We start from the raw sequence: 19,126 nt of genomic DNA, 5'->3' as shown, positions 1-19,126 counted from the left end.
CTCTTAATAGGTACGGACTTTAGGTGGGAAGGCCTCAACGGTCTTAGGCGCGAAGTTCACCGCACGCTTGCCGATCGTCTTGGTTTCCGGGAAGTACAGTGAGTGACACAGCCAGTTTTCGTCATCACGCTCGGTGAAGTCGTTACGGGCGTGGGCACCACGTGACTCTTTACGCTCAATCGCAGCAACCGCGGTTGCATACGCAGTTTCGTAAAGGTTATCCAGTTCCAGAGCTTCAATACGCGCGGTATTGAATGCATTGCTCTTGTCGTCGAGAACCGTGTTCTTAACACGCTCACCGATTTCTTTGAGCATCTCCAGACCTTTCTCCATGCTTGGACCTTCGCGGAATACCCCGAAGTACAGCTGCATGGTTTTCTGAAGATCAGCACGAACAGCAGCAACGCTGTCACCAGAAGTCTGAGTATTCAGACGATTCAGGCGAGCCATTGCACGCTCAATGTCTTCTTCTGTTGGATCAACAAAGTCGAAACCATCTTTAAAGTTCTGCTCAACCTGCAGACCCACCGCACGACCAAATACAACCAGGTCAAGAAGTGAGTTACCACCAAGGCGGTTCGCACCGTGTACAGATACACAAGCGATCTCGCCAGCAGCGTAGAGACCTTCTACTACCACGTCGTTACCGTCCGCATCAACGGTCAGTGCCTGACCACCGATGTTTGTCGGAACACCACCCATCATATAGTGACAGGTTGGAACAACAGGGATTGGTTCTTTAACAGGGTCAGCGTGCGCAAATGTGCGAGACAGCTCAAGAATACCCGGAAGCTTAGCGTTCAGGGTTTCTTCGCCCAGGTGATCCAGTTTCAGGAACACGTGGTCGCCATCTTCACCACAACCGCGACCTTCAAGAATTTCCATAACCATGGAGCGTGCAACAACGTCACGACCTGCAAGGTCTTTCGCGTTAGGTGCATAACGTTCCATGAAACGCTCGCCGTCTTTATTGATGAGGTAACCACCTTCACCACGACAACCTTCAGTCACCAGAGTACCAGCACCCGCAATACCTGTTGGGTGGAACTGCCACATTTCCATGTCTTGCATAGGAACGCCAGCACGAACCGCCATACCAACACCGTCACCAGTGTTGATCAGAGCGTTAGTCGTGGACTGATAGATACGACCCGCACCACCAGTCGCCAGTACAGTTGCCTTAGCTTTGATGTAAACAGTTTCGCCAGATTCGATATCGATAGCGATAACGCCCGCTACCTGACCGTTAGCATTTTTAACCAGATCAACGGCATACCATTCATTCAGGAAGGTAGTACCGCCTTTCAGGTTGCCTTGGTACAGGGCGTGCAGAAGCGCGTGACCTGTACGGTCAGCAGCTGCACAGGTACGGGCTGCCTGAGTAGGATCGTTAGGACCTTTCGACTGACCACCGAATGGGCGCTGATAAATACGGCCTTCTTCAGTACGGGAGAAAGGCAGACCCATGTGCTCAAGCTCGAATACCGCCTGAGGGCCTACGGAACACATGTATTCGATAGCGTCCTGGTCACCGATGTAGTCGGAACCTTTAACGGTATCGTACATGTGCCAACGCCAATCATCGTTTGGATCAGCAGACGCGATCGCACAAGTAATACCGCCCTGGGCAGATACAGTGTGCGAACGGGTTGGGAATACTTTAGTAACACACGCGGTTTTGATGCCTGACTCAGTCAGCTGCAGTGCAGCGCGCATGCCCGCACCACCACCACCGATTACGATGGCGTCAAACGACATAGTTCTGATTTTGCTGCTCATGACTTACACGCTCCAGAGAATATCGATGCCCCAGACCAGGTACGTGAACAGGAAACCTGCCATTACCAGCTGGAAAATAAAACGAAGAGACGTCGACCCGGTGATGTAGTCAGTGGAAATTGTCCACATACCAACCCAGGCGTGAGCACAGATAGAGATCAGTGCTGCCAGGCTGAATACTTTCATCCACACCTGAGAAAAAAGACCGTGCCACTCAGCAAAAGTCAGGTCCGGAGTAGCGACTACGAATCCAAACAGGAACAGAGTGTAAATAGCAAGAATGACAGCTGACAGACGCTGAATCACCCAATCGTAAAGGCCACTACGGCCAAAGTTTGTAACACTGTTTACCATACCCAGACTCCCGCCAGAACGATCACTACGACACCGGCAATCAAAGTAATGATTGCGCCGGTACGACCGCTTTCTTTGGTTTCACCAATTCCCATGTCCATCAACAGGTGTTTTACACCCGCCACAAAGTGATAACCCAAAGCAGACAGAATGCCCCAGGTGATGAACTTGGCCAGGCCACCATTCATTACTTCTTTCAGCTCATTGAAAGATTGCTCAGACTCCAGCGAAGCTCCAAGTGCACGGAGCATGAAGGCCACTGCAAAAAACAGAGCAAAGCCAGAGATACGGTGCAGGATGGACGCCTTGGCAGGAAGTGGGAGCTCAATAGTAGTCAGATCCAGATTTTTAGGTCTATTGCTATTCACGGCTCTATTACACTCTTATATGGGCCCGAAACTCCTGTCCGAAATCACTCAGACTGGCCCCGGGCACAGGCTCACGAAGGTTGACGATCCCCCTGTACAAGTCTTGCACAAGTTTGTCGCCGCGACAAATTATAAGCAGCGTAACCGTGTTTTACAAATGGCATGACAGCCTTATGACAGAGCATTCGGCAATTTCACCCCGTATATCTACACTGTTGACTGGTTGAGGTATCCCTGATGATGCGAGCAGTAACCGCAGCACCAGCAAATCCCGGCTCCAACGTCAGACATTAGTCGCAGGCTCCGGGTTAACAATCTGAACCATCTATACTTGACTCGAACCAGAAACTTATCATTGCCCTGGCGACAATTGACAAACCAGCTCCACAATCTATAGTTGTGCCCCTTTGTTTGGGGGTAACACCTTAAAAAGTGTTCTCTCCTGTGCTGAAATTCTGGCTGACCAGGCTGAATTTCGCAGCTGTAAAAAGCACAGCGACCGGGAGAGTTGGAGAACTTACAATGTTCTCTGGGGTATTAATCAGATAGCAGGAGGCCTCATTTCATGGCTGACAAGAAAGCAACACTGAAAGTCGATGGCGTAGAAGAAACATTAGAACTGCCGGTATACGAAGGCACCGTAGGACCTGATGTCGTCGACGTTCGCAGTCTGACTGGCAAAGGCCTGTTTACATACGACCCTGGCTTTGTATCAACCGCAGCAACCGAATCTGCGATTACATACATCGACGGCGCAGCTGGCGTACTGCTTCACCGCGGTTACCCAATTGATCAACTGGCTGAGAAGTCAGACTACCTGGAAACCTGCTACCTGCTGCTGCACGGCGAGCTGCCTGATGCAGAGCAAAAAGAAACATTCGTCAGCACCATTAAGAACCACACTATGGTTCATGAGCAGCTGAGCCATTTCTTCAACGGCTTCCGACGTGATGCTCACCCGATGGCTGTTATGTGTGGTGTTGTTGGTGCACTCTCTGCGTTCTATCACGACTCACTGGATATCCATGACGAGCATTCCCGCATGGTATCTGCACACCGTCTGATCGCGAAAATGCCGACACTCGCTGCAATGGTTTACAAGTACAGTATCGGCCAGCCGTTCATGTACCCGCGCAACGACCTGAGCTACGCAGAAAACTTCCTGCACATGATGTTCAACACGCCATGTGAAGAGAAGAAAGTAAGTCCGGTTCTGGCAAAAGCAATGGACCGTATCTTCCTGTTGCACGCTGACCACGAACAGAATGCATCGACCTCAACCGTACGCCTGGCTGGCTCTACTGGCGCCAACCCGTTCGCATGTATTGCGTCTGGTATCGCTGCACTCTGGGGCCCCGCCCACGGTGGTGCAAACGAAGCCGTTCTGAACATGCTGAATGAGATCGGCGACGAGTCAAACATCGACAAGTTCGTTGCAAAAGCGAAAGACAAAGAAGATCCATTCCGTCTGATGGGCTTCGGTCACCGCGTTTACAAGAACTTCGACCCACGCGCTAAAGTCATGAAGCAGACCTGTGACGAAGTTCTGGCTGAGCTCGGTATGGAAGATGATCCACTGCTGAAGATCGCGATGAAGCTGGAGAAGATTGCGACTGAAGACGAGTACTTCATTAAACGTGGTCTGTATCCTAACGTTGACTTCTACTCGGGTATCATCCTGAAAGCCATCGGCATCCCGACTGAGATGTTCACTGTGATCTTTGCAACTGGCCGTACTCCGGGCTGGATTGCACACTGGAACGAAATGATCAGCGGCAACTACCGTATCGGTCGCCCGCGTCAGCTGTACACTGGTTACGCTAAGCGTGACTACCCAGGCTAACGCCAGGGATAAGAAAAGCCGCTGACCAGCGGCTTTTTTTTTCGCCTCGAAAAACTGCACATAAGGATACCCCGTGAATATTCTCTTTATCGGCCTTGGCAATATGGGCGCCCCCATGGCTGCGCACCTCGCCAGCGCAGGCCACTCCCTGACCGTAGCAAACCGCAGCCCTGCCAAGGTTGCCCAGTGGCTCGCCAGCAACCAGGGGCAGGCATTAGCAACGCCCTCTACCCTCCCCGTGCAGACGGACGCTGTCATACTCTGCGTGAGCCGGGATGAAGACGTCGAAGAGTGGCTGATAGATAACGGTATAATAAATCAACTCAAGCCGGGTGCACTGATCGTCGATCACAGCACCACGAGTGCAGGCCTGGCCGAACGGATGGCCGCCGAAGCCTCAGAGAATGGCGTATATTTCTGTGATGTTCCCGTATCAGGCGGTCAGCAAGGTGCTCAGAATGGTCAGTTATCACTTATGGCGGGATGTGATTCCAACGCCTACGAGCGACTGGTAGATCTCACAGCACCATACACCAAAGCCATTGCGCACATGGGCGATCCGGGCTGTGGCCAGAAGACCAAGATGGTCAATCAGATCTGTGTCGCCGGACTGATTCAGTCTCTGGCCGAAGGGATCCACTTCGCTCAGGAAAGCGGCCTTGATCCAAAGAAGGTCATGGAGCTTGTCGGGCAAGGCGCCGCCAGTAGCTGGCAACTGATCAACCGCCACCAAACCATGATAGACGGCGACTACGACCACGGATTTGCTGTCTCGCTAATGCACAAGGACCTGCAAATCTGCCTCCACGAAGCCAGAGCTGAAGGCGTTTCTCTGCCCATCACCGAGATTGTGGATAGCTATTACCAACAACTCGAATCGGATGGCAACGGCCATAAAGACACGTCATCCCTGCTTTTACGACTACAGAAGCGCGAATAAAAGCAAGAGCCAGAAGGACACAGAACCTGACTATTGCATGACTTACACTGTTATGACTGGCTCCGGTGCGTACTTGTACTAAGCTAAGTTCAAACCTTTTCCGGATGCGAACTCCATGGCGCAACTTGAACGACATTCTCTCAGCCGCTCCGTCCCGGACGATCAGCTGAACTGGAGCCAGATAGGCGAAACCCTGACCTTGCTGGCACTGGCCGTCGCGCAGATCGATACCTCAATGAAAGAAGGTAATGATTCGGTAGATACTCTGACGCACAGCTTTACCTCAATCGCCAGCAAGTCGCGTCTGCTACTCGACCACTTTGCAAAGGTAGACCCGAACGCTCCTCAAGAAATTAAAAACGCCGCTGAAATCATCCACGCAGAAGTAGGCAAAGCCGTTGTCGCTTTTCAGTTTTACGATCGCTTGTCCCAGCGCATGGAACACGTAGGTGAGAGTCTCGAGAAGATGGGCCACCTGATCAGTGATCCCAAGGGCCGGTATATTGAAAAAGAATGGGTTCAGCTACAGAGCGAGATTAAAGCGAACTACACCATGGAAGCCGAACGTATTATGTTCGAGCACATCCTTGCGGGACGTTCAATCGCTGAAGCGCTCGAAATCTACCACCACCATTTTAACAAACCGATGGACGACTCCTTCGGTACTGATGACGACATCGAATTATTCTGATTCCGCGTAAAGCGCCTCACCTACCCCGAGGCGCTTCCCGGTGAATATTGCGTTCTGACCGAATATTATCCGGCCCTCAATCCGGCACCATTCTTTTAGTGCACTCATGACTTCAGGGCTGCGCTCAAGCGTGTCGGGATCACGTGTTGGAATAACACAACGCTCACAAGGCTTCACCAATGGCAGAACCTCGCCCAGATTCGTCGTTAACCTCGTCCAATCACGCTCTGCAAATGCGATATCAGCGCCTTCAATGACAATATTAGGCCTGAAACGACGCACATCGACAGGTACCTGTGCTGCCTCAGTCAACGCATCAAGGCTTTCCTGAGTAACCACAAGGAGCGGAAATCCATCCGCGTAACCTACTGCCGTATCGTCCGGGGCGTATTTGTTATCCGCCCTACGGGGGTTATTGTCCGGAAGCATAAACAAACGCGCAGGCTGCTCCAGAATGTCCGACAACCAGACTGCGACGTCATCGCCACAATTAACGCCAGTCACTTCATCACTCCAGATACGGACACGTTGTGGCTCCGCTGACGACGTCGTTGATACCTGCATCTCCCCTCGTTCCGGGTATCCAAGTACGAGTTTATCCGCCTCAAACCTAGGTTGAATGTACGCCATCGCTGGCACTTCTCTCTGAGTAATAAAGTCACCGCTGGGTGAGGCAATGACGAATCTGCGATCGCCGACCGGTCCATTCTGATCGAAACTTAATGACTCCACTTCGATACCAGAGCAGGACTTAACCGGATAGATAAACAGGCGGGATATTTTCATAAGAGCTCCTCAGAGAGCCCCCTAGTTTATACATCAGATCAGGCGGGGTATATGCCGTCAGCCTGCCGCGGATTGCTCGACTTTCATACGGATCAGTTTCTGCACTTCCTCAGCCAGACTGTGCGGTTTGAATTTCGACAGGAATCCATCGCAACCAACCTTCTCAACCATGGCTTTGTTGAAGTTGCCCGACAGTGACGTATGCAGTATCACAAAGGTATCTTTCAACTCAGGGTCTTGCCGGATTTCGGTAGTCAACATATAACCATCCATTTCCGGCATCTCAGCGTCTGTAATGATCATCAGCAGCCGGTCGCGGATATCCCTCCCCTCCTGTTTCCAGTGCATCAGAGTCTGATACGCTTCCAGGCCGTTACGCGCCTGAACAATATTCAGCCCCATCGGCGCGATCACGTTTTTCATCTGCTCCAACGCGACGTTAGAATCATCGACAATCAGAATATCTTTGCCGTGCACCTGTTCAAGCAACTCACGATCATAGGCATCCTCTGTGAGCTCAAGCTCATAAGGACTGATCTCAGCCAGGACCTTTTCTACGTCGATAATCTCAACGATGCGCTCGTCAATCCGGGTAATCGCCGTCAGGTAGTGTTGCCGACCCGCACCACCCGGAGGCGGCAGAATTTCATTCCAGTTCATATTCACAATACGATCCACACCACCAACGAGAAACGCCTGAATCGTCATGTTGTACTCAGTGACGATGATATTGCAGTTGCTGGTATCCCCTATCATCGGGCCCATCTTCACGGCCGCCCTGAGGTCAACAACAGGCACGGTTTGCCCCCTGACATGACAGACGCCGCGGATACAGGGGTGACTGTCCGGAATCTTGGTTAGTTCAGGCAGGCGCATAACCTCCTGCACCTTAAACACATTGATTGCAAAGTATTGCTGGCCACCCAAATGGAACAGCAGTAGTTCCAGCCTGTTCTGCCCAACGAGCTGGGTTCGGGCGTCAACACTGCTGAGTACGTTGCTCATAATCTACTCCGGACATCGTTACTCAGAAAAGTGTAGTCAAGCATCACCAAAACGCAGAACAAAATACCAGCTACACTCATTTTAATTGCCGGACAAACGTACGCTCCGGTGCGACAGATTTCGAAAAAACTCAACCAGACAGTCAGGATCACATATGCAAGACCGCCCATTACTGGCACGACAGCCCATTCTGGACAGCAACAAAGCGATATATGCCTACGAATTGCTATGTCGCCCCATCCCTGACGCATCAGAAGCCTGGCAGGATGCACACGGTAACAGTGCCACTACCGAAGTTGTCATTGGCGCGCTCCACGAAATTGGCATGGCACTGGTGACCGGCGGCCGCCCTGCGTTTGTTAATTTCACGGCAGACTTTCTCAGCATTGATCTACCGCTATCGCCCGACGAGATGGTCATTGAATTGCTGGAACATATCCCGGCGACAGATAAGAACATCAACGCGGTTACCCGGCTTAAGCAGCAGGGCTTCCGTATCGCTGTCGACGATTTCACAGGTGATGAGGCACAGGCTACCTGGCTCAAGTACGCAGATATCGTCAAGGTTGACCTCCCCGCGCTTGGCTCTCCTGATAATGCTGGAGCGGTTCGCAAAAAGTTTCACCGTGAAGGCTTACTCTGGCTGGCGGAAAAGGTAGAAACCCACGAAGAATTCGAGCACTGCAAGGCTGCAGGTTACGACTTATTTCAAGGCTATTTTTTCTCAAAGCCTGTGATTCTGTTCGGGCGACGAACACCTGACTCTCACCTTGCGGTCATGCAGTTGCTAGGCGCATTAAATCAGGAAGAAGCCGATTTCGACGATATCGTCGACACCGTGCGCCGCGACCCTCAGTTAAGCTATCGGTTGCTGCAAATGGCGAACTCACCGCAAGTGAATCACGGAGCCCCCATCACCACTCTACAGAGAGCAGCAACCGCACTCGGGCTCAGCCGAATACGTAATTGGGCGAATCTACTCGCCCTGGGCAAGCTCTCCGACAAACCGGCAGTGCTTCAACAACAGGCCCTGTTTCGTGGTTACCTGATGCAGAGCCTGTCAGCCGGAACAGACACAATGGAGCCGGATACCGCGTTCACTCTGGGGCTCTTTTCCCTTCTTGATGCCATGCTGGATATGCCCATCGATGAAGTCTGCGCCCGCGTAAATCTGCCAAAAGAGCTCACCCAGGCAATTACCGAAAACGCGGGGGTATACGGTCAACATCTGAAAGCATTGATGCAGTGGGAAAAAGGAGCCGCCGACACGATCGACTGGGCGTCACTTGAAGTCACGCCCAGCGAGCTGGAAGCAAGCATTGAGCAAGCAATCCTTACGGTGTCACAGCAATCAGGCGATCTCGGCCTCTGAAGTCTTTGCAGCCTGCTCAGACTGTGCGGATGGCAACGAATAGAATTGCGACCACAGGCGACGATAGCGCTCGACTTCGGCGGCCCAATGTTCATCAGACCAGCCAAGGATTGGCTGCAGCCTTTCTTTCAGATCAGGCAACAGATCAAGCCCTCCATTTTTGAGCAAGAGTCCAAGACGGCTGCGCCTGAGCAGCAGATCATCCAGATGCACAACGGCCTCACTCGCGGCCTGCCAGCGAAGCTCGGCCCAGCAAGTATGAGTCCCTGGGATAGGCTCCAGATCCTCCGCGCCACCGTGTGCTTTCGCAGCGCCAATGATCTCAGCCGCATCGCGGCCATAGAACCCAGCCAGCCGATGCGCCATCTGTTCGCTTGCGAGAGAAGCAATGCCTGGATCGGTAATACTGAAAACCGGCGCTTTCTTATCGACTTCGTACCCTGGCAGCTCTTCGCGAGCCTCTTTAAGAACATCAAGCGCAATCAAGCGGAAAGTCGTCAGCTTACCCCCACTAACGGACACCACACGCCCATCTTTCCAGACGGTATGGTCACGACTCTCTTTTGAACTGTTCTTGGCGCCGCTGGCCACCAGAGGGCGAACTCCTGCCCAGCTGGAGATAACATCCTGCTCCTGAATTGCAGCCTCAGGAAACTGGAACGATGCCAGGGCAAGCAGGTAGTCCATCTCGCGACGGGTAATGCCCACTTCGCCATTATCGGGTTTTGGGTGATCGAGATCGGTAGTGCCGATCACCGTACGGCCCTCCCATGGATACACAAAGATGGGACGCTGATCCTGAGGATGAAGGATGGTAAAGGAAACATCCACCGGCAGGCGCTCTGCCGGAATCACAATGTGACTCCCCCTCGCCGGTCGCACATTGGCACTCTGGCCCAGCTGTTCGCGCAGTTCGTTGACCCAGACCCCCGTCGCATTCACAAGCACTGAGGCGGTGACCTTGCAACTGGCGCCGCCCACTGTATCCCGTAGCGAAATGGTCACGCTATCTGCATTCTGCTCAGTACGATCAACGGCGACATAATTCAGCACTTCCGCACCGTCACGCCGGGCCTCGTGGAGAATACGCATCACCAGGCGGCTATCGTCCGTGACGGCGTCTGCAAATTCCGATGCACCGGTGAGTCCATCCGGATTAAGGAAAGGATAGCGCTCACGGACGGCATCGGCCCCATGGAAAGTGTGATACTTGCGCCTTGCCAACAGATCATAAACCTTCAGCAACATGCCGAACGCAAAGCGACCCGGAAAACGGCCTTCGTAATGCGGCATCATGTAAGGCATCAGGTCCACCAGCCCCGGAGCCTCCTGCATCAGACGCTCGCGCTCTTTAACCGAATGCAGCGTCGTCCGGACATCTCCCTGAGCGATGTAACGAAGTCCACCGTGAACCATTTTGGAAGAGCGGCTGGAGGTCCCCCAAGAAAAGTCCTGACGGTCAACGAGTAACACACGCAGCCCCCGCCGGGCGGCCTCTCTGGCCACGCCTGCGCCGGTGACACCACCACCAGCAATAACAATATCCCAGTGTGTATTCTCCGTCAGCGCTCGCCAGCTCTGCTCTCTTCCACCAGATTTCCAATCAGTTATGGACATAGACCTCCCCCTTTTTTGTGCATTCTGCGCCATCTCACCTCAGGAATGAAAGGGCCGGAGACTATATAACCGAGCACTAACATTCTGTAACACACATGTGCTTGCCGCATACGAAGCGTTAAATCAGTATAACGATCATCCTATGTTTCTGCTGATCTACCCTTAGGTGCGGTTCTGACACAGAATGTTCCAGATACATGGAAGAACTTATGAACAAGAATAATAATTATGTCCCCGGCACAGTGTCGTCGGCGTTCGTTCGTTTGTTTCTGCGCACTGCGCAGGACTACGGTATAGCGCCTACCGATGTACTCAACGCATGCTCTGTTAATCACGGAGTGCTGGACAATCGCCTGGCCAGAGTAGAGGCATGTGATTTCGAAGCCATGATGCGCTGGATGATCACTAAGGCAGCCGATCCGGAGTTTGGTTTCAAAAGTGCCCGATACGTCGCGCCCGGCGCATTTGGTCTTGTCGGCTATCTGATCATGAACTGCCAGAGCGGAGGAGAAGCTTTCCGGCTGGTTCCCCGCTACGAGGCACTGATTGGCAATCTCGGCACAACCGATCTCGCCGAAGGTGAGCACATTGTTTCAGTGCGCTGGAACTGCTATTGCCGCGACACACTGGTCCGCCCTCATCTGATTGATGAATATTTGGCCACCACCGTGGAGTATGCGCGCTGGGTGACCGGCCGGGACGATATCGCACCGATAAGAATCTATTTCGAACACAAAGCCCCACCGGCGGAGACACTTGAACGCTATCAAGAGTACTTCCGCTGTGAACTGATCTTTGATTCAGGAGTAAACGTAATGGAGTTTGACGCATCACTGATGGACCTGCCGATTCGCCACCCCGATCCAACACTGCTTAAAACGCTGCAGGAGCAGGCAGAGAAGCAACACCAGGAGCTGCAACAGTGTGACCCTGTTGTGATTCAGGTTCGCTCTACACTGCAGAATATGATGGAACGGACGATCCCTCGCCGGGAACGCGTCGCCAGCCAGCTGGGCATGTCTGAACGAACTCTGCAGCGACGTCTTCTGGAGGCTGAATCTTCTTATCAGCAGATCCTCGACGAACTCCGACTCGAACTCTCTCAGGAATGGCTGACAACAAAGGAATGGTCAGTGTCCGACATCGCGTTACGACTTGGCTTCACTGAACCACGTTCATTTCAACGCCGTTTCAAAACCTGGACAGGCATCTCGCCGGGTGAATTCCGTCGTCGCGAGCTGAACTCATCGATGGAGCAGTCAGCGCGTCACGTGCGTAGCGCCTGATGGCAGATAGGGACAACTGATGAACAAAAGCGAGGCCTGTTCAGGCCTCGCTTATTTGTATCAGTAACTGATCTTTCACGCGCTCAGGGGTAATTTCCCGATAGCATGGCGGCTGGATGTCTCCGGGCTCGTTCAACAAGCATTGCTTGGAACGACACGGAGCACATTTCAGCTCACTCTTAATGATTTCACAATGCGGCCCAAGCACGCCGGTCAGGGTAGCGTCAGTTGATCCGAAGATAGCAATCATACCGGTCTCCATTGCCGCAGCCAGATGAGACAAACCAGAATCCACACCCACGACGCCTTCGGCATAAGCAAGCCAGGCACTGACTTCGTTCAACGGCATACGAGGGAGGACCTGGGCCCCCTCAATCCCATCAACAATGCGTTCAGCCCGTTCACGCTCCTCGTCATTGCCCCAGAGCAAAACCACTTTCTTTCCCTGAGCTACACCAAGCTCAGCCAGCGAACGCCAGTAGACTTCTGGCCAGAGCTTTGTTACCCATGTTGTTCCATGCAGAAATACCCAATACTCACCTTCGATATCCGGGCGTTCCCACCGTGACTTATCAATGCCGTATGCCAGCTGCTCCGGCAGACGATAATTCAGTGCGCGGGCGAACAACTGACGCGTTCGGAGAATCGCGTGCTGGCCCTTAGGCACACGAATGCGACGTTTATAGGCTAGCGCTGCCAAAGGTTCTCTCAGACTCGCCCGGTCAAGGCCAGCTTTAGTTCCGCGCGCCAGACGAGTATACACAGCACTTTTGATCAACCCCTGAGCATCCAGTACCAGATCGTATTTTTCCTCGCGGATGGAGCGGTAGAAGGCCTTCATCTCTGCGCGTACGGCCGGATCTTTTAACGACTTACGCCAGCGCCGCCACGCTACAGGAATAACGCGCGTGACCGCAGGGTGCCACTCAGGCACTTCGCTGAAACCTTCTTCAACCACCCAATGAAATTCAATATCGGGCACCTGCCGGAACGCATCCTGCACCGCAGGAAGCGTATGAAAGACATCTCCAAGAGACGATGTTTTTACCAACAGAACTTTCAACTGAATTTCTCCAACAACGAGCAGTCAGCCTGACCCTTCAGGCGCTATGATCGCCAAATTGTAGCGGAATGGTGCAATCCACAACAGGTGCGAATAGCAGACGTGGTTTTTAAGCGGTATTGCCACGATGGTGCTCAACATAGAGAATACGCGCCAGCTTCATTACAGGACACTTCTTCTCGTGCTGACTTCGTGGAAATTCTGGCTGGGTACGGCCCTACTCTTTGGTCTGGTCTGGCTGGTAGAGGCACACTATGGCTGGGCCAGGATCGCTGAGAGCTGGCAAGCAATTGAACCACGCCAACTGGGCATCGCACTGTCATTGATGCTCGTGAGCTACCTGCTGCGTGCGCTGCGTTTCTACGATTTCTTCGGCAGTTACACGAAAGGACAGTTTGCCCCACTGTTAAGAATCACCGTCCTGCATAACTTCTTTAATAATCTCCTGCCGATGCGCAGCGGTGAGGCAACCTTCCCGCTATTAATGAAACAGCAGTATCAGGTTCCTTACCGTCATTCCGGTCCTGCTCTGCTCTGGCTAAGACTGCTCGACCTATATGTTTTGCTGGCTCTGGCGTTTATCAGCCTGCAAAGCCTGATGCCCTGGGGATCAGAAGTCCGCTACGCGCTGGCAGGCGCGGTACTCGCGGCCCCTCTGCTCGCGCTGATTTTACAGGAGACTGTCCGCAAGCATCTTCAGTCAGGCCAGGGCTGGAAGGTCAAAGCGCTTGAACTGATGACGGCACTGCCGGACAACCCCTTTACCTTTATCCGCGCCCTGCTCTGGACCATCATCAACTGGGTGGTAAAACTCGCCGTGTTCAGTTGGCTACTCAGTGCCTTCACTGGCCTCACGCTCAGTGCCAGCTGGAGTGGTGCGACGACAGGCGAGCTCAGCTCGGTATTGCCCATCCACGGATTAGCAGGCGCCGGCACCTACGAAGCTGGCGTACTGGCTGGCCTCCTGCCCTGGGGGATTGAGAGCGGCCCAGCTCTCGCAGCAGCGGTAAACCTGCACCTGTTCGTGCTCGGCAGTACATTTATCCTCACTGGAATACTAACCCTTGCAACTCAGCGTTCGGTTATTAAGCACTGAAGTCCCGGAATTCTGAGGGACGCGGTTATTTTACCGGGTACGAGTTTCCGGTATCATCGCGCACGACTTTCTAAAGACTAAGCGTGGTATCTCCCTTGACTGAGGCAAAAAACGCCAAGCCATCTCTCTCCATCGTTATTCCTATGTATAACGAAATAGAAAATGTAAAACCAATGGTGGAAGCGGTTCATAATGCTCTGTCTACTTACGAAGGTAAGTGGGAGCTACTGGTCGTCGACGACGGCTCGACTGACGGCACGCCTCAGGCCCTGCAACGCGAAGCCGACGACTACGGCCGCCATGTCCGTGTGATCGAACTGCGCCGTAACTTCGGCCAGACCGCAGCCATGCAGGCGGGCATCGATGAAGCCCGCGGTGACCTGATCGCTACCCTCGATGGTGACCTGCAGAATGATCCGAATGATATTCCACGTATGGTCGACCACCTGATTGAGCGCGACCTCGATCTGCTTACTGGCTGGCGTAAAAACCGCAAGGACGACCTGTTCCTGCGTAAGATTCCATCACGCATTGCAAACCGCCTGATCGGCAAGATCACAGGCGTGCGTATCAATGATTACGGCTGCTCTCTGAAAATCTACAAGTCGTCTGTTATCAAGCAAGTGCGCCTCTACGGTGAAATGCACCGTTTTATCCCAGCCTGGGTAGCTGCGGTTGTGCCACCAAGCCGCATCGGTGAAATTGTTGTTAATCACAACGCACGGACCGCAGGCGAGTCGAAGTACGGTATCTCACGTACTTTCCGGGTGATTCTGGATCTGCTGTCTGTCTATTTCTTTATGCGCTACCGCGCCCGCCCGGGTCACTTCTTCGGGTCTATCGGCCTGGCGCTCGGCTCTGTGAGCTCTTTGTTGCTGGTGTACCTCGCGATTGTTAAGTTCGCTATGGGCGAAGATATAGGAGGTCGACCACTATTCCTCATCGCGGTGGTCTTCCTGATTGCCTCGCTGCAGTTCCTGACAACCGGTGTACTCTCAGAGTTGATCTCGCGTACTTACTTCGAATCTTCGAAACGCGAACAGTACGTCATCTACCACAGAGACGATGAAGTACCAGCAGGTGAAGACGACTGGGCTGAAGCCAACACAACAGCGCAGGCATCCGACACGGGCGCTTCCGAGACAACGAACTCATCTACCAGTTGATTTCTTTATGAGCCGTACTGCACTGCCTCTCTGGCTGCTGGGGTTTGTCATCGTCCTGATGACTATGAACCTCAACGGCTTCCTGCTGTTTGACCACGACGAAGGCGCATTCAGCGAAGCGACACGGGGAATGTTCGAGCGTGGTGATTTCATCACCACTTACCTCAATGATCGCATCCGTTTCGACAAACCCATTCTGATTTACTGGCTCCAGGCCGCCTCTGTCGCAGCCTTCGGCACCGATGTCTGGGTATTCCGACTGCCATCCGCTCTGGCAGGCATTCTGTGGGTACTTGCGATTTTTGCCTTCACCCGCAAAGTAACAGACCAGCAAACCGCCATCGCAGCCGCACTCATGGCAGCGACCGCTGCAGGTATCAATGCCATTACCCACGTTGCCACAGCTGACGGCCTGCTCAACATGATCCTGGCCACCACCATGCTGGCCATGTATCTCTATTCACAGGCGCCATCTCGCGGCCTGCTGATTGGGATCTATGTACTCATGGCACTCGGCACACTCACCAAAGGCCCAGTGGCGGTTGCTATTCCGTTTATGGCCGGAGGCCTGTTCTACCTGAGTAGTGGCTACCGACAGGAATTCCTGCGCGCGATTTTTTATATTCCCGGCTGGATCATATTCCTGCTGATCGCAGCTCCATGGTATATCGCGGCGTATCAGATTCACGGTCAGGAGTTTATCGACGGCTTCTTTATGAAGCACAACGTCAACCGTTTCAATAACGCCATGGAAGGACACGACGGCGGGCTTCTGTTTTACCCTATGGTACTGCCGTTCGTGCTTGCCCCTTTTGGCGGACTTCTGCTACGCATACTGCCATCCATCAAAACCACACTGGCAGGCGGCGACCATCTGAACCGCTTCCTGTGGATCTGGTTCCTGGTCGTACTGGTCTTATTCAGTCTTGCCAGTACTAAGCTGCCGCACTACATCCTCTATGGGGTAACACCGCTGGTTATTCTGATGGCTCGTTACCGTAACTGGCTACAGAGTCGCCTGCTGGCTGCCGTGTTCCCATTGATCCTGTTTGGCCTTATGGTCGCCTTCCCTTTACTGATCCCGATAGTAGAAGCGCGACTGACCAACCCCATTGAGATCGCCACTGCGCAGCGTGCTGCGGAGTACTTTAATACTGATTTTGTGATTCTGGCGGCCCTGGGAACGATCGCGGCGCTGGCTCTGATTTTCTGGAAGCGTTTCAGCCCATGGTTTGGTCTGGTTATGGCGGGCGTCGTTCAGTCTGTTCTGCTTTGGTTCCTGTTCATCCCGACCTTCAGTGAAACCCAACAGCGTCCGGTTTGGGACGCCGCAATGTTTGCCAAAGAACTGGGCGAGCCGGTGGTTACTCAATCCATTGATATGCCGAGTTTCAACGTCTATCTCGATACCTGGACTGAGCGCCGTCGATTGGAGCCGGGCGAGGTAGGTTTTGCCCGCGAAGACAGAGTGAAACGCATTGAACATCCTTTTGATGTTTTATATCAGTCAGGCCCGATCATGATCATTCGCCACAGCGGCGGCCAACCGGAAAGTGAAGCGACCGAATGAAGACAGATACGCTGCTCATCAGCCTCGCCATGCTGCTGCTTGTTCTGGCAGCAGGTGTAACGTCGCAAGGCTCTAATCAGGAACTCTTCCTCTGGTTTAACGCTAACGCTGGTATCCTGCCAGATGCCTTCTGGGCCAACATGACCTTTGTTGCCGACACCTTGTTTGCCGTTGCTGTGATCGCGATTGTTGCCAGCCGTTACCCGCATATTTTCAATTCCGGGTTTGTATTGCTGATTATCGGCGCCCTGTTCGTTCATGGCCTGAAGAACCTGCTTGAGATACCGCGTCCGCCTGCCGTGTTAGATGCCGACGTTTTCAAGGTCATCGGTCCCGTCGTTAAGAACCACGCGTTCCCGTCCGGGCATTCCTTTACCGCATTAGCGACCGCTGGTTTGCTCGCCCTCAACATGCGAAGCATCGGCGGTACGATTGCGCTTCTCGTGATCGCTCTGGTTGCCGCGATCAGCCGTGCCGCGGTTGGCGCGCACTGGCCGCTGGATATTCTGGTCGGTTCTGCCGCAGGCCTCATCTTTGCACTGATCGCTCAAAAGCTGACGGATGAGATCTGGTGGCTTCAGGGCAAAGGGCTTGAACGCTTCGCAGCTGGCCTGATGACCATCACCTGTATCACTATGTTATTTCACGACAGCCGCTACCCCGACACCCGAATTCTGACGGTTGCCGCGGCTGTCATTGCCCTGCTGTCACTCGCCTCATATTGGCGCCAGACAGTCGCAACGTTGCGCAAGTGAGCCAAATCCGGCCCCTCTCCACCGAAAACACACATTTTAATTTGTTCCCGGCGCCCAGTGCTTTATAGTGAGGGGCTTCTGTGGGAGGAGGCGTCCGTGAGCCTTCCACGTGTGTTTAAGGTATCAGAACAGAAGGCAAGGTTTAGTCGTAATGCGCCGCGTCGTTATCACTGGGTTAGGAATTGTTAGTTGCATCGGCAACAATAAGGAAGAGGTACTGACCTCCCTTAGAGGCCAGACATCGGGTATCCGTTACATCCCCGAATACGAAGACGCGGGCTTCAGAAGCCACATCGCTGGCAGACCACAAATAAACCCAGATGATCATATCGATCGCAAGCAGCGCCGCTTCATGGGCGACTCTGCTGCCTACTCCTACATTGCTCTGAAAGAAGCCATCGCGGATGCAGGTCTCAGCGAAGATATGGTCAGCAGCCCGCGTACTGGCCTGATTGCAGGTTCTGGCGGTGCATCGTCCAGCGATATCGTTGAAGCCGTCGACACCCTGCGCGAAAAAGGCATCCGTCGTGTAGGCCCATACCGTGTGACCCGTTCTATGGGCAGCACCGTATCGGCCAACCTGGCCACCCCATTTTCTATTCGTGGCGTGAACTACTCCATTACCTCCGCGTGTGCGACCAGCGCCCATTGTATCGGTAATGCAATGGAGCTTATCCAGTGGGGTAAGCAGGACATTATGTTCGCTGGCGGCGGCGAAGAAGAACACTGGACGCTGACCATGCAGTTTGATGCGATGGGCGCCCTTTCGACCAAGTACAACGACACCCCGGATAAGGCCTCTCGCCCCTACGACGCGACTCGCGATGGCTTTGTTATTGCCGGCGGTGCGGGCATGGTCGTTCTTGAAGAATACGAACACGCGGTCAAACGTGGCGCGACGATTTATGCCGAAATCATCGGCTATGGCGCTACCTCTGACGGCGCTGACATGGTTGCTCCTTCAGGCGAAGGCGCGGAGCGTTGTATGCGCGACGCTCTGGAAATGGCAGGCAACCCGAACATCGATTATCTGAACACCCACGGCACCAGTACGCCAGCGGGTGATATTTGCGAGCTTGACGCTGTTAAGCGTGCCTTCAGTGGTAACGTGCCCCCTTTCAGCTCAACCAAATCTTTGACTGGCCACTCTCTTGGAGCGGCGGGTGTTCAGGAAGCTATCTACTGCCTGTTAATGCAGAAAGATGGCTTTATCACCGGAAGCGCGAACGTGACTGAACGCGATCCGGGCGCGGCGGACGTGCCGCTTGTTACCGAAAACCGTGATGCCAGTTTGACGACGATCATGTCAAACAGCTTTGGCTTTGGTGGTACAAACGCCACCCTGGTATTTAAAAAGGTGTAACAAGCGGATCACCGTGGCATACCTCTATCCGGGATACCGGAGCTTACTCAATGGGGCATAAAAACTAAAAAA

Annotated in this window: 17 protein-coding genes; 10 read left to right on the top strand and 7 right to left on the bottom strand. The window is 53.4% G+C overall.

Features of this window, described 5'->3' with window-relative positions; genetic code table 11:
* Positions 1-3: 3 nt before the first annotated feature.
* The 3 genes from sdhA to sdhC are packed head-to-tail and all read right to left on the bottom strand — an operon-like array spanning position 4 to position 2,501.
* Positions 4-1,779, bottom strand: a complete 1,776-nt coding sequence (gene sdhA, locus B3007_RS05110; RefSeq protein WP_068441708.1) for a succinate dehydrogenase flavoprotein subunit — start codon at positions 1,777-1,779, stop codon at positions 4-6.
* 3 nt (positions 1,780-1,782) lie between these two features.
* Positions 1,783-2,133 (bottom strand): succinate dehydrogenase, hydrophobic membrane anchor protein, encoded by a 351-nt coding sequence (gene sdhD, locus B3007_RS05105; protein WP_068441705.1) that lies wholly within the window; start codon positions 2,131-2,133, stop codon positions 1,783-1,785.
* Complete coding sequence (gene sdhC / locus B3007_RS05100) at positions 2,127-2,501, bottom strand: succinate dehydrogenase, cytochrome b556 subunit (protein WP_068441702.1); 375 nt, start codon at positions 2,499-2,501, stop codon at positions 2,127-2,129. Before sdhC ends, sdhD begins: the two co-directional genes overlap by 7 nt.
* A 565-nt stretch (positions 2,502-3,066) precedes the next feature.
* Here sdhC and gltA point away from each other — a divergent pair.
* The 3 genes from gltA to B3007_RS05085 all read left to right on the top strand — a co-directional run bounded on the left by gltA (position 3,067) and on the right by B3007_RS05085 (position 5,975).
* Positions 3,067-4,344: a citrate synthase gene (gene gltA / locus B3007_RS05095; RefSeq protein ID WP_068441699.1), complete on the top strand. Its 1,278-nt coding sequence runs from the start codon at positions 3,067-3,069 to the stop codon at positions 4,342-4,344.
* A gap of 73 nt (positions 4,345-4,417) precedes the next feature.
* Entirely contained in the window at positions 4,418-5,284 is an 867-nt protein-coding gene (locus B3007_RS05090; RefSeq protein WP_297533278.1) for an NAD(P)-dependent oxidoreductase, read from the top strand.
* A 115-nt stretch (positions 5,285-5,399) separates the two neighbouring features.
* On the top strand, positions 5,400-5,975 hold the full coding sequence (locus B3007_RS05085) for a hypothetical protein (RefSeq protein WP_068441696.1): 576 nt from the start codon (positions 5,400-5,402) through the stop codon (positions 5,973-5,975).
* Here the strand turns inward: B3007_RS05085 and B3007_RS05080 are convergent.
* On the bottom strand, positions 5,967-6,761 hold the full coding sequence (locus tag B3007_RS05080; RefSeq protein WP_301376766.1) for an MOSC domain-containing protein: 795 nt from the start codon (positions 6,759-6,761) through the stop codon (positions 5,967-5,969). The genes B3007_RS05085 and B3007_RS05080 overlap by 9 nt on opposite strands.
* A gap of 57 nt (positions 6,762-6,818) precedes the next feature.
* Entirely contained in the window at positions 6,819-7,766 is a 948-nt protein-coding gene (locus tag B3007_RS05075) for a chemotaxis protein CheV (protein WP_297533276.1), read from the bottom strand.
* A 154-nt stretch (positions 7,767-7,920) separates the two neighbouring features.
* Between B3007_RS05075 and B3007_RS05070 the strand changes: the two genes are divergently transcribed.
* Positions 7,921-9,138, top strand: coding sequence for an EAL and HDOD domain-containing protein (locus B3007_RS05070; RefSeq protein WP_301376765.1), 1,218 nt, complete (start codon positions 7,921-7,923; stop codon positions 9,136-9,138).
* Here the strand turns inward: B3007_RS05070 and B3007_RS05065 are convergent.
* Positions 9,118-10,755 (bottom strand): glycerol-3-phosphate dehydrogenase/oxidase, encoded by a 1,638-nt coding sequence (locus B3007_RS05065; protein WP_301376764.1) that lies wholly within the window; start codon positions 10,753-10,755, stop codon positions 9,118-9,120. The genes B3007_RS05070 and B3007_RS05065 overlap by 21 nt on opposite strands.
* Before the next feature lie 209 nt (positions 10,756-10,964).
* On the opposite strand from B3007_RS05065, the gene B3007_RS05060 reads away from it, so the two are divergent.
* Positions 10,965-12,041, top strand: coding sequence for an AraC family transcriptional regulator (locus B3007_RS05060; protein WP_301376763.1), 1,077 nt, complete (start codon positions 10,965-10,967; stop codon positions 12,039-12,041).
* Positions 12,042-12,081: 40 nt separating this feature from the next.
* On the opposite strand, the gene waaC is transcribed toward B3007_RS05060, so the two are convergent.
* Positions 12,082-13,104 (bottom strand): lipopolysaccharide heptosyltransferase I, encoded by a 1,023-nt coding sequence (waaC, locus tag B3007_RS05055; RefSeq protein WP_301376762.1) that lies wholly within the window; start codon positions 13,102-13,104, stop codon positions 12,082-12,084.
* Positions 13,105-13,285: 181 nt separating this feature from the next.
* On the opposite strand from waaC, the gene B3007_RS05050 reads away from it, so the two are divergent.
* The 5 genes from B3007_RS05050 (at position 13,286) to fabB (ending at position 19,054) form a co-directional block, all read left to right on the top strand.
* Complete coding sequence (locus B3007_RS05050; protein ID WP_301376761.1) at positions 13,286-14,200, top strand: lysylphosphatidylglycerol synthase transmembrane domain-containing protein; 915 nt, start codon at positions 13,286-13,288, stop codon at positions 14,198-14,200.
* A 95-nt stretch (positions 14,201-14,295) separates the two neighbouring features.
* Positions 14,296-15,366, top strand: coding sequence for a glycosyltransferase family 2 protein (locus B3007_RS05045; protein ID WP_297533270.1), 1,071 nt, complete (start codon positions 14,296-14,298; stop codon positions 15,364-15,366).
* Positions 15,367-15,373: 7 nt separating this feature from the next.
* Positions 15,374-16,936, top strand: a complete 1,563-nt coding sequence (locus tag B3007_RS05040) for an ArnT family glycosyltransferase (protein ID WP_301376760.1) — start codon at positions 15,374-15,376, stop codon at positions 16,934-16,936.
* Positions 16,933-17,691: a phosphatase PAP2 family protein gene (locus tag B3007_RS05035; RefSeq protein WP_301376759.1), complete on the top strand. Its 759-nt coding sequence runs from the start codon at positions 16,933-16,935 to the stop codon at positions 17,689-17,691. Before B3007_RS05040 ends, B3007_RS05035 begins: the two co-directional genes overlap by 4 nt.
* A gap of 151 nt (positions 17,692-17,842) precedes the next feature.
* On the top strand, positions 17,843-19,054 hold the full coding sequence (fabB, locus tag B3007_RS05030; protein WP_297533267.1) for a beta-ketoacyl-ACP synthase I: 1,212 nt from the start codon (positions 17,843-17,845) through the stop codon (positions 19,052-19,054).
* Positions 19,055-19,126 lie beyond the last annotated feature (72 nt).

Source organism: Thalassolituus sp. UBA675, assembly GCF_002297765.1.
Lineage (GTDB): Bacteria > Pseudomonadota > Gammaproteobacteria > Pseudomonadales > Oceanobacteraceae > Thalassolituus.
Note: the sequence above shows the minus strand (reverse complement) of the source record. Positions and strands in the feature narration are given on the sequence as shown.